The sequence below is a fragment of the Robinsoniella sp. genome (assembly GCF_034124845.1).
This window is the reverse complement of record NZ_JAWYAJ010000517.1, coordinates 7,941-20,256: the sequence shown is the minus strand read 5'-3', so window position 1 is coordinate 20,256 and position 12,316 is coordinate 7,941. Positions and strand designations below refer to the sequence as shown.

General features: G+C 41.0%; 7 protein-coding genes and 1 pseudogene. 7 read left to right on the top strand and 1 reads right to left on the bottom strand.

Features of this window, described 5'->3' with window-relative positions:
• The 5 genes from ACH2DQ_RS25655 to hisIE all read left to right on the top strand — a co-directional run.
• Positions 1-678 (top strand): ATP phosphoribosyltransferase regulatory subunit (locus ACH2DQ_RS25655; protein WP_395028629.1); only part of this gene is annotated, 678 nt, incomplete at its 5' end.
• A 172-nt stretch (positions 679-850) separates the two neighbouring features.
• On the top strand, positions 851-1,486 hold the full coding sequence (hisG, locus tag ACH2DQ_RS25650) for an ATP phosphoribosyltransferase (protein WP_394911203.1): 636 nt from the start codon (positions 851-853) through the stop codon (positions 1,484-1,486).
• A 25-nt stretch (positions 1,487-1,511) separates the two neighbouring features.
• Entirely contained in the window at positions 1,512-2,804 is a 1,293-nt protein-coding gene (gene hisD / locus ACH2DQ_RS25645; RefSeq protein WP_394911204.1) for a histidinol dehydrogenase, read from the top strand.
• Positions 2,805-2,813: 9 nt separating this feature from the next.
• Positions 2,814-3,401, top strand: coding sequence for an imidazoleglycerol-phosphate dehydratase HisB (hisB, locus tag ACH2DQ_RS25640; RefSeq protein ID WP_394911205.1), 588 nt, complete (start codon positions 2,814-2,816; stop codon positions 3,399-3,401).
• The gene (hisIE, locus tag ACH2DQ_RS25635; RefSeq protein ID WP_394911206.1) at positions 3,401-4,690 is read left to right on the top strand and encodes a bifunctional phosphoribosyl-AMP cyclohydrolase/phosphoribosyl-ATP diphosphatase HisIE; all 1,290 of its coding nucleotides are present in this window, start codon (positions 3,401-3,403) and stop codon (positions 4,688-4,690) included. Before hisB ends, hisIE begins: the two co-directional genes overlap by 1 nt.
• Positions 4,691-4,755: 65 nt before the next feature.
• On the opposite strand, the gene ACH2DQ_RS25630 is transcribed toward hisIE, so the two are convergent.
• A complete protein-coding gene (locus ACH2DQ_RS25630; RefSeq protein WP_394911207.1) occupies positions 4,756-5,658 on the bottom strand; it encodes an AraC family transcriptional regulator in 903 nt (300 codons plus the stop codon).
• Between the two features lie 373 nt (positions 5,659-6,031).
• Between ACH2DQ_RS25630 and ACH2DQ_RS25625 the strand changes: the two genes are divergently transcribed.
• The gene (locus ACH2DQ_RS25625; RefSeq protein ID WP_394911208.1) at positions 6,032-11,833 is read left to right on the top strand and encodes an alpha-N-acetylglucosaminidase C-terminal domain-containing protein; all 5,802 of its coding nucleotides are present in this window, start codon (positions 6,032-6,034) and stop codon (positions 11,831-11,833) included.
• A gap of 140 nt (positions 11,834-11,973) precedes the next feature.
• A pseudogene (locus tag ACH2DQ_RS25620) lies at positions 11,974-12,316 on the top strand (hypothetical protein); the annotation flags it as partial.

Here is a 12,316-nt window from a genome sequence, read left to right as displayed (position 1 = left end):
TTTGGCGTGGAAGAGCTGCTGTCCGAACAGAATATCAGTGAAGAATTAAAGAATGTGTTTGCAACTCTGCCTCAGCTGTTTGGAACCGTGGATGCACTGGAACGTGCAAAACTCCTTACATCCAACCAGGGAGCCTTAAAGGCAATTGCAAGACTGGAAGAATTATATGGAATTTTAAAATATTACGGTGTGGAAAAATATGTTTCCTTTGATCTGGGGATGATCAGTAAATATATGTACTATACCGGCATTATTTTCCGGGGTTATACCTTCGGAACAGGCGATGCCATCGTAAAAGGGGGACGTTACGACCATATGATGGGGCATTTCGGAAAAGATGCACCGTCAATTGGGTTTGTCGTGGTTGTGGATCAGCTTCTGACAGCCCTTTCCAGACAGAAAATAGATGTACCGTCAGAGCAGGTAAACCGCTTGATCTTATACAAAAAAGAGCAGAGAAAAGAAGCGATTACACTGGCGAAGCATCTTCGGATAGAGAATAATTATGTGGAACTGATCTGTCAGAAGGAAAGCCTGGACTTAGAGGATTATCTGACCTTTGCAAGGCGAAGCCGTATTAATGAGATCCTGTACTTCGAAGATAAGGATAGAATTCTGTCTGTAAACACCGAAACGAAGGTAGCGAAACCGGCGGGACTTATGGCGCTATTGTCATAGAATGATAAAGCTGCAGTATATGCAGCACTGGAGGAAAGAGTGTGAAGAAAACATTTCACACCCGCCTTATATAAAGCTGCAGTATATGCAGCACTGGAGGAAAGAGTGTGAAGAAAACATTTCACACCCGCCTTATATAAAGCTGCAGTGAATGCAGCACTGGAGGATGATGATGAGATATTTAACGTTTGCCCTTGGAAAAGGACGATTGGCAAAACAGACCCTGGAGGTCTTTGAAAAAATAGGAATCACCTGTGAAGAAATGAAAGATCCAACCAGCAGGAAGCTGATTTTTGTAAATGAAGAACTGAAGCTGAAGTTCTTCCTGTCAAAAGGACCTGATGTACCTACTTACGTAGAGTATGGTGCGGCTGATATCGGTATTGTAGGAAAAGATACCATCGCTGAGGAACAGAGAAAATTGTATGAAGTTCTGGATTTGGGATTCGGCAAATGCAGGATGTGTGTCTGCGGTCCGGCATCTGCAAAGGAATTATTAAAGCATCAGGAATTGATCCGGGTTGCCACGAAATACCCGAATATTGCAAAAGATTATTTTTATAATAAAAAGCATCAGACGGTAGAAATCATTAAACTGAACGGCTCCATTGAGTTAGCTCCCATTGTGGGACTTTCGGAAGTGATCGTGGACATTGTGGAGACGGGTTCCACGCTTAAGGAGAATGGGCTGGAGATTTTAGAAGAGATCTGTCCGTTATCTGCAAGGGTAGTGGTGAACCAGGTGAGCATGAAGATGGAAAATGACAGAATTACGAAGCTTTTAACCGATTTAAAAGCAGTCTTATAAGATCAGAAAAACGTAGGAGGTTATTATGAGAATTGTTGAATTGACGAAGGATACCATGCAGAATGTACTGGAAGACCTCTTGAAGCGCAGTCCTAACAGCTATGGAGAGTTTGAAGGCCGTGTTGCAGAAATTATCCAGAATGTTAAAAATAACAGGGATCAGGCGGTCTTTGACTATACAAAGCGCTTCGACGGAGCAGATATAGGTCCTGAGAATATCCGGGTGACGGAAGAGGAAATCAGAGAAGCATATGAACAGGTGGATAAAAGCCTGGTAGAGGTGATCCGAAAGGCCCTGGTAAATATTCGCTCCTATCATGAAAAGCAGCGCCAGTACAGCTGGTTTGACAGCAAACCCGATGGAACGATGCTGGGCCAAAAGGTGACAGCATTGTCAAAGGTAGGGGTTTATGTTCCGGGAGGCAAGGCAGTTTATCCGTCTTCTGTTTTAATGAATATTGTGCCTGCTAAGGCAGCAGGCGTAGAGAAGATTATTATGACTACCCCTCCCGGTAAAGATGGTAAGGTTAATCCCTCCACCCTTGTGGCAGCCCATGAGGCTGGTGCGGATGAAGTCTATAAGACTGGCGGCGCCCAGGCAATTGCGGCACTTGCATTTGGTACGGAGAGCATTCCAAGGGTAGATAAAATTGTAGGACCCGGCAATATTTATGTGGCGCTGGCGAAAAAAGCAGTCTACGGGCATGTGAGCATTGACTCTGTTGCAGGTCCCAGTGAAATTCTGGTTCTCGCAGACGAGACAGCTAATCCCAGATTTGTTGCAGCCGACCTGTTATCCCAGGCGGAGCATGATGAGATGGCTTCCGCAATTCTTATTACAACCAGTCGTGAACTGGCAGATAAAGTGTCTAAAGAAGTGGATGCGTTTACTGCAGAATTATCCAGAAAAGAGATTATTCAAAAATCCCTTGATAATTACGGCTATATTTTAGTGGCGGAAAATATGGAAGATGCCATTGATACGGTCAATGAAATTGCATCGGAACATCTGGAAATCGTTACAAAAGATCCTTTCCAGGTGATGACCAAGATTAAAAATGCGGGAGCTATTTTTATCGGAGAGTACAGCAGCGAGCCTTTGGGTGATTATTTTGCAGGACCGAACCACGTACTGCCTACCAATGGCACTGCAAAGTTCTTTTCCCCTTTAAGCGTGGATGATTTTATAAAAAAATCCAGTATTATTTATTATTCCAGAGAAGCGCTGGAACCAATTCATGAGGACATTATTAAATTTGCAACAGCGGAACAGCTCACCGCCCATGCGAATTCTATTAAAGTCCGCTTTGAAAAATAGGAGGCATATATGACCAGGATAAAAACAATAGAGCGAAACACCCGGGAAACGCAGATCAGTCTTACCCTGGATCTGGACGGCACGGGGAAATCAGATATCCATACCGGCATCGGTTTTTTTGACCACATGCTGGATGGCTTCACCAGGCATGGATTATTTGATCTTCAGGTCCAGGTAACCGGTGATCTGGACGTGGACTGCCACCATACTATCGAAGATACCGGAATTGTACTGGGTACGGCTATCCGGGAAGCTGTGGGGGACAAAAAGGGGATACGCCGTTATGGGGATAGGATTCTTCCCATGGATGAAACCCTGGTGCTTTGCGCCATTGACTTAGGCGGCAGGCCGTATCTGTCCTACGATGCAGCTTTTACATCAGACCGTATGGGAGACATGGATACGGAGATGGTAAAAGAGTTTTTCTATGCAGTTTCCTATGCGGCGGCAATGAACCTGCATATGAAGGTCTTGACGCCGGGGAATAACCACCATATGGCGGAAGCAATGTTCAAGGCGTTTGCCAAGGCTTTAGATGAAGCAGTTACTTATGATTCCAGAATAATGGACGTGTTATCGACGAAAGGGAGTTTGTAATGATACATAAGAAATTAATACCTCATATTTTTATTAAGAATGGAATTGCCGTAACCGGGTTTTTGGATAACCGCGTATTTGCTGACGGGGATGTGGTGAAGCTCGCCCAGCATTACAGCAATAATGGTGCGGATGAACTGATTATTTTTGATTTATCCAACACGGACAGCGAACATGATCAGTCCTTAAAGCTCATCAAAGAAATTTCCAGAGAAATAGATATTCCCATTCTGGGCGGCGGAAATATAAAAAGAGTGGAAGATGTAAAAAAACTGATCTATGCCGGCTGTAAAAAAGCCTTTTTAAATATGGCAAAGAAAAGCAATCTGGATTTAATGCCGGAAGTATCAAAACGCTTTGGAAGAGAGAAAATTGCGGCATGTGCAGATAATTTTGCATTGTTAAACGAACAGAAAGAGCTTTTGGAGACCTATACAAGTGAAGTACTGTTATTGGGTGACAACCTTCATTTGTACGAGGCAGTAAGTGCCGTATCCGTAGGCGCAGTTCCGATTCTTTCCCTGCTTGACAAGGAAAAAATGATTGCCCTGTTATCCATTGAGCAGGTATCCGGGGTATCGGGCAACCTTTTATCAGATCCAGCCATTGACCTGATGGAATTAAAGTCAGAACTGAAGAGGCGCGGCATTACGGTGAATACTTATGAAAGCGCCCTGAACTGGTCGGATTTTAAATTGAATTCCGATGGGATGATGCCGGTAGTTGTTCAGGATTATAAGACCCAGGAAGTACTGATGATGGCTTATATGAATGAGCAGGCATTCGATACCACGATCAAGACAGGCAAAATGACATACTGGAGCAGAAGCCGTAATGAACTCTGGACAAAGGGGCTTACAAGCGGACATCTGCAGTATGTGAAAGAACTTCGTATCGACTGTGATAATGATACAATTCTGGCGAAAGTTTCCCAGGTGGGAGCAGCCTGCCATACAGGGCACCAGAGCTGTTTCTACCGGGATCTGGTGAAGAAAGAATATGACAATACCAATCCAATGAAAGTATTCGAGGATGTATATGGGGTAATCAAGGACCGGAAAGACCATCCGAAAGAAGGGTCTTATACAAATTACCTCTTCGATAAGGGAATCGATAAAATACTTAAGAAAGTTGGCGAGGAAGCAACGGAAATTGTAATTGCAGCCAAAAATCCGGACCCGGAAGAAATTAAGTATGAGGTTTCAGATTTCCTGTATCATGTAATGGTGCTCATGGTTGAGCGAGGCGTTACCTGGGAAGATATTACAAAAGAACTGGCTCAAAGGTAATAAATTAGCCTCACAAACAATTTTAAAGAATTGTTTGTGAGGCTTTTATGTTGTTCAGGATTCGGTTAAATTTTTTTACCGTCCTTCAAATCTTCGTTAATCAGAGTCTTTCGATATTGTCCTGGGGAACTTCCCATAATATCTTTAAATAATCTGGAAAAATGCTGTGAATCATTGGTACCTACCATAGAGGCTATTTCGGCAAGAGTCAGGCGTGGATTGGACATTAATTTTACAGCCTCGTTCATGCGAAATACGTTAATATAACTCAATAAGCTCATGTGTGTATATTTACTGAACAGTTTGTTAAGATGACGAGGGGAGATATGTATTTCGTCTGCAATATTTGTAATTTGAATTTTGCATGCATAATTTTTTTCAATATATTGTAAAGCAGTTAAAACATACAGATTCTGAGTGGAATTTTTGCTGGACAAATTAGAAAAATCTCGTTTTGATGATTGGAGAAGATGGATTAATATCTCAAGAATCTGTAAGTTCATCTGTATCTGTGAAAATAGTGCAGGTTTTTCCATTTCTGAAATAATAGAACGAATTCTGCTTGATAAAAAAGAATCTGATGGAATCTGATAGTATGATGTAAAAAAGTATACGAGAGTGTCCAATAATGTAACCGGTGAACCAATATACTTTTCTAGTGAAATCTGATTTAATTCCATAGATGAAAAATGAATATGTTCAAATGTACAGGAGAAATCCGGTAACAGAGTCAGTGAATGTGCAATATTAGGCAATATCATAATAAAGTCATCTTTTAAACAGGATATGCACGTATTTCCAATTTCCATCTGACAACTGCCATCCAAAATACGATAAATTTCCAAATTATTATGTAAATGTTTTGGAAAAAAATAAGGACCATCCCGATGTTGAATATTGGCAATTTGAATAATATTCGAATCTAAAAATTTATCTATACAATCTGTCTGCAACTGAAATTTATTCATAATCTTTACTTTTCCTTTCGTTACATGATTTTATTATAACATAAAGAATGAAGGTATGGCTATATAATATCTTAGATAAAAATGTTTATTTTGATAGATTTCTGTAGTCTCTTTTAAAACTGATCCTTTTTTTACAATATGTGAATAAAACAGGTCGCGTTTTGACAAGAAAAAAATTGAATATTATGTATAATTAATACATGTAGACTACATCGAAAATATAAAAAATAACGATAATTGAAGAAAAGGAGGTGCATACAAGTTCAAAACAGGATAAATTGCTGTAAATAAAAATGAAAATACATTATTTTTATCCATAATAACAATCAACAAATATTAGTAAAATATCTATGATACGACGAGGAGGAATGAAATGAAGAAGATAATAAAAAAGATGATCAGTGGAACGATTCTCGCAAGTATGCTGATATCACCCGCTGTAAATATGCAAGACAGTATGATGAAAGTAAAAGCGTCAGAAGCAAGCGCTCCGTATGTGTGGGAAAATAATGACAGAAATCTTGTATTTTCAGCAGATCAAACTGTAGTAGAAGCAAACAGCGTCCAAAGCGGATTAGGCCCTGAGAAAATGTTAGATGGTAATGTAGATACCAGATGGGAAGCTTCCTGGAATAATGCACCGGATTCTGTAGAAATTACCATGAAGACGAGGGACGGTAATCTCGAATATTTTACCGGATTAAAATATGTTTCACGCCAGGATAATAATATTGGTGGTGTAATGACCGATTACCAGGTATACAGTAGTGAAGATGGAGTTACATACAATGAAACACCTGTTATTCAGGGGGAAATTACAGAAAAACTGGGAACCTGGTATTTAACCTTTGAAGAGCCGGTCAGGGCAAGCAGTATAAAGATTGTTTCCAATGTGAAAGCAGCAGCAGAGATGAGGCTTTTATACATTCCAACGAAGGAAGAAGATTATATACAGCTGAAGGCAGAAGCAGAAGCTATGCGGGAAGAGGCAGAAGGTAATAAAGGAGAAGACATCGGACAGTGGAGACCCTCTTCTTTAGAGACTTTTGACCTGGGTATGCAGGTAGTAAATATGCAGGGTGTACCGGAAACACAGGATGAACGTGCTGTCATAGATGGTCAGATTCTATCTTTGAGCAGTGATTTGAAGCGTTCGCTGCTTACCAGCACAACAGAACTCAATCAGCAGCTCCGTCAGGCTGAAGTTCTTTTGAATGCAGCAAATGTTGGGGACACACCGCTGACATACAGTCAGGAATCCATTGATGCATTCCAGGAAATTATAGCACAAGCAGCGGAGACGGCAGGCAATATGGCGGCATCAACAGGAGCAGTGCAGGATGCGCAGCAGATGCTGGAAGACGGATTATTTGCTTTTAAAATAGCCCAGAACAAGCCGGAAATTACCTATACAGGCAGTGCCTCCACCCCTCTTGCCTATATGATGGACTTATTGTTGGAAAGCCATTTTCAAGGTTCCGGAACAGGTGAGCAAGTATATCTGGAACTGGATTATGGAACAACGGAACTGGTATTTGAATCTTTGACTTTCCAGACATGGTGGGCAACGGGGCAGAATATCAAACGGATTAAAGTAGATTATAGAGATCGAGATGGAGCGTGGATCCCAATTGACAGCGGGAAGGAATATACCATGCAATGGACTACCAATACAAATGTATCCGAAACACAGTCTGTTGCATTTGAAACTCCGGTAAAAGGAACTGCAATTCGTATATACATCATGGAGGCCTCCTCATCTTATGTAATTGATGAATTGACAGTGGGAACAGCAGTGGGAGAAGAAGATGTACAGATCATGCTGGATCATGATACCATGACACTGGCGGAAGGAGAAACAAGGAAATTAACGGCGACGGTACTTCCTGAATATATAGCAAATAAGAATGTTCACTTTACATCATCAGATGAATCCATTCTGACCGTCAGCAATGATGGAACAATAAAAGTTAAGGGACTTCCAGAAGGGGAGGAACAGGCAGAGGTTACGATTACAGCGACCACAGAATATGGTGGAAAAACGGCACAATGCGTGGTTAAGGTAATTCCTAAAATTACAACAGATACAGATAAACAGGATACGAGAGTCCGCCTGAAAAATGCAAAGAAGCTTGCAGACGCAGCAAAGCAGGAGGATTATAAGGCTGGGGCATTAGAAGAGTTTCATATGCAGCTAAATAATATAGAAGCAAAATTATCTTCAGAAATAACGGGTGGGCAGCTTGCAAATGTGGAAAAGGAATTGAAAAATATTCGGAGACAATTTGAAGAAGCTTCTCTTATTCCCATTTATGAAACCAGAAATCTGATTGATCGAATCACTGGAAATGGAAGCAGCGAAAAATTTATAGTTGAAACTATTCCGGCAGATGAAGCTACAGGATATGACGTATATGAAGTGAGCTGGAGTGAAAATGCGGGAAAACCGGTATTAAAAGGTAATAATGGGGTTTCCCTTGCAACAGCATTTAATTATTATTTAAAATATTATGCATTTCTGGATTTCCCATATGTAGGAGACTACAGTCTGGAGCTTCCGGAAGTAATGCCTGCAGTGGATGAACCTGTTCGTATAGTCTTTCCATATGAATATCGTCATTATTTTAATGAGAACTGTGAATATAAGTATACAGCAGATCTCTATGGGGAAAAAGAATGGCAGCGCAGAATTGACTGGATGTCAATGAATGGATTTAATATGTTTCTTATGGATTTGGGAGAACATGCCATCTGGTATCAAGCAAAAGACGAACTTGGACTGAACGATGAGGCGATTAGTGAACTACAGCGATACAGCAATGGAACGGAACAGTATGAAGGAAAATATGAAATCTCTCTGGATGCAATCAATCAGGAAGGTATGCTTGCTAAAAAAGTGGTGGATATGGCTTTTAAGGCTGGAATGGAGCCGGAAATCAGACCCTTTATCGGACAGGTTCCTTTTATGTTTCCGGATCAGCGTGATGAGTATTATGGAAGCAGTGCTGTTTCAAAGATGACAATATCCTTGGAGGGATCTGTATTTGATCAGATGCTGCTATATCCGGCGGCTAAATGGATCAACCTTCCCCAGGGAGTATTTATCAGCCCGGAGGTTGCCGGCTCAGATGCAGCAAAGGCAGAGGAAATGAAAGAGAAATTTGTAAAAATTTCAGATATATACTATGATTCATTACTGGAAGTTTTAGGGTTTAATGAGTGGGGACGTACCCCGGAGTACACATATAAGGATCTGGTAGGCGAGCAGGGATTTGTCGTACAGAATGAAGCATTTCCTCAAAAAGTGCTCCGTGAAATAAACGATCAGCTGATGAATTTAAATCCGGATGCTGTCTGGCTTCAGACTTCATGGAGATATCAAAGCTGGCTGCCGCAGTATTACGACGAAGGTCGTCTTATGTTTATTGATTTAAGCGCAGAAAACAGGCCAAAATGGAATTCGAATAATGAGTTTGGCGAAAATCCGTGGCTATGGTCCATGTTGTTTAACTTTGGCGGAAATACGGGAATAGAAGGAGATCTGAAAGGACTGGCTTCGGATGTTCTTACAGCAAAAGAAGCAGCCAACCATATGAAAGGTGTTTCTATTTCACCGGAAGGAGGAGATACAAACCCGGCACTATATGCCATGATGGCAGAGATGACCTGGAGGTCTGAAGTGCCGGATATGGATCAATGGATATCAGATTATATTAAACGCAGATATGGCGCAGAGAATTATGAAAAAGCAAAAGAGGATCTGGAGCAGGTATGGGATATCTTGTGCGGGACAGTTTATAAAGGATTTGTAAGCTATGATGGACCAACACAGACGCTGGTAAATGCTTATCCGAAATTATCTGGAGCAATTGCCAGGACATATGGAAGCAATGCCAAGATGTATCAGACGCAGGAATTGATTCCGGCATGGAAAGCTATGCTCAAAGCGGCTGATAAAATGGAAACGCTTACGCCTCAGTTCCAATATGATATGGTTGATATAACAAGGCAGATCCTGGCGGATATTTCAGGAGATGTCTATGGGAATATTAAACCGGCATTTGACAGTGGTGATAAAGAAGCTGCCATGAAATATGTAAACCAAATGATTCAGATTTGTAATGATCTGGATAAAATATTAGCAGCAGATAAGGAATTTATGTTAGGTACTCGCCTTGAAAGAGCAAAAAACAGGGGTGTGACCCAGTCAGACAAAAAATTTTATGAACAGTTAGAGCGTACGTTCAGCACATACTGGGTGTTAGACGATCCTACCCAGACAAGTCTTACCGATTATTGCAACCGCCATCTATCCGGCTTAATGCGTGATTATTATGGAATGCGATGGGAAGTATTTGCTAAATATCTGGAACAGGCTCTGGACAAAAATATGAATGCAGCAGCATTTAATACAGAAATGGCACCTAAAATAAAAGCAGAGATCCAGGAAAAAGAAGTTGTTTGGAGCACAGACCATACGGCATATCCTACGGAGGAAATAGGGGATGTGAGGGAAATTAGTCAGGATCTGCTGAAACAGTACTCTCTTTTGATAGATGAATTGTATGGGACAAGTGACGACTCTTTGGATATACCGTTAGAGGGATTAAGTGTGAAAGCGGGAAATGTTCAGTCAGAGTCGGGAAGCGAGGGACCGGCTTCAAATGTACTTGATAATAATCCCGGAACAATTTGGCATACAGCCTGGGCAGGCTCAGACAGGAGTGAACAGTGGATTGACATTGATCTGGGTCGGAAACAGGCAGTAGGAGGGCTTCGTTACCTGCCTAGACAAGGCGGGGGAGTGAATGGCATAATCACTTCTTACGAAATTTATATCAGTAACGATCATGGAAAAACTTATTCCAAGGTAGTTCAAGGAGAATGGTCAAAGAATACGACCTGGAAATTAGCATCTTTTGACGGTGTTGAGGCAACTAATGTTAAACTACAGGTAAAGGAGGCATTGCCGGATGCCCCAGGCAAACAGTTTGCTTCTGCAGCAGAAATCCGTATCATAAAAGGAGAATTGGAACCGGAACCGCCAAAACCAGATAAGACTGGTCTGAGTGCACTGATTAGTCAGGCGGACAGCATACCAGCTAAAGGCTGGGAAGAATCCAGCTATCGCAATATGCAGGGATATCTGAAAAAAGCAAAAGAAGTACTACAGGATGAAAAAGCAACGGAAGAGGATATCCGCAAGGCAGCAGAAGACCTGAAAAAAGCAATAGATGGTTTAAAAAAGATACCGGTTACCATTAAGCTGGATAAATCCAGTGCAGTTTTAAAATTATACAGCGTCAATACTGTGAATTTAAGCGCTGCCATCAGCGGTTCCAGTCAGAAAGCAGCATGGAGTTCCAGCAATCCTAAGGTAGCAAGCGTTGATCAAAACGGAACCGTTACGGCAATATCAGCAGGAACGGTAAATATTACTGCAAAGGTAGAAGGAGTTTCGGCATCTTGTGAAGTGACTGTTATCGTACCTAGTATCCGTCTGAATAAGACCAATGCAGTTATTTATACGAAAGGAACAACCAGCATTACTTTAAATGCCATTACCAGCAATATACAAGGCAAAATCAGCTGGAAAACAAGCGATGCCCGGATTGCAACCGTATCAGAGGGGAAAGTAACTGCCAGAAAAGCAGGAACTGTAACGATTACGGCAGAGGCTGAAGGTGTTAGTGCAAGCTGCAGAATTTCTGTTAAAGCACCGAACATCAAACTTAGTAAAACAAAGGTAACACTTTATACAAAAGGCCAAAGCAGTATGGTTTTGAAGGCAACAGTTACAGGAAGCAGTAAAAAAGTATCCTGGAAAACCAGTAATAAGAAGACTGTAACGGTTAAAAATGGAAAAGTAATCGCAAAGAAAACAGGTAAAGCTACAATTTCTGCAACGGCAAATGGAAAAACGGCAAAATGTTATGTGACAGTTAAGAAGCCGGGATTGAAATTAGAAAAAAATACATTTAAATTAAAGAAAGGCAAAAAGGCTGCTATTCATGCAACCGCAAAGCCAGCAGGCAAGATTCGTTACAAGTCTGATCATAGTAAAATTGCATCGGTATCATCAAAGGGTGTGATAAAAGCTAATAAAAAAGGAAGTTGTAAAATAGCAGTAACGTGCAACGGGGTAAAGAAAGTAATTAGTGTAACGGTAAGATAAGATAGAGCTATTCCATAGTTTCTGTTCAGACTCTCTCAAAATTGTATTCAAGCTATTGCGAAAATGTTACAATTCTGTTAAAATCTACTAAGAGCATATTTTAAATATGCTCTATAGAAATAAAAAGGGGGAGCTATTCATTGAAGTACAACAGGAAAAAGACACAATTGCGGATGATCCTTTTACTATTCTGCTTATTGATCGGTTTTGCATTAAACGATTCCACGGCACAGGCGGCAAAGAGAACTGGCTGGAAGACAGTTAAAAGTACAAAGTATTACTATGTTTCCGGCAAAAAGGTAAAAAACAAGTGGAAAAAGATCAATAAGAAATGGTATTATTTCGACAGAAAAGGCAAAATGCTGAAGAAGCGCTGGGTAGGAGATTACTATCTGGGAGCAAAAGGCAATATGCTGACTAACAGATGGATCAATAGCTATTTTGTCGGGGAAGACGGTAAGTGGATTCCGAAATTCAGAGGTG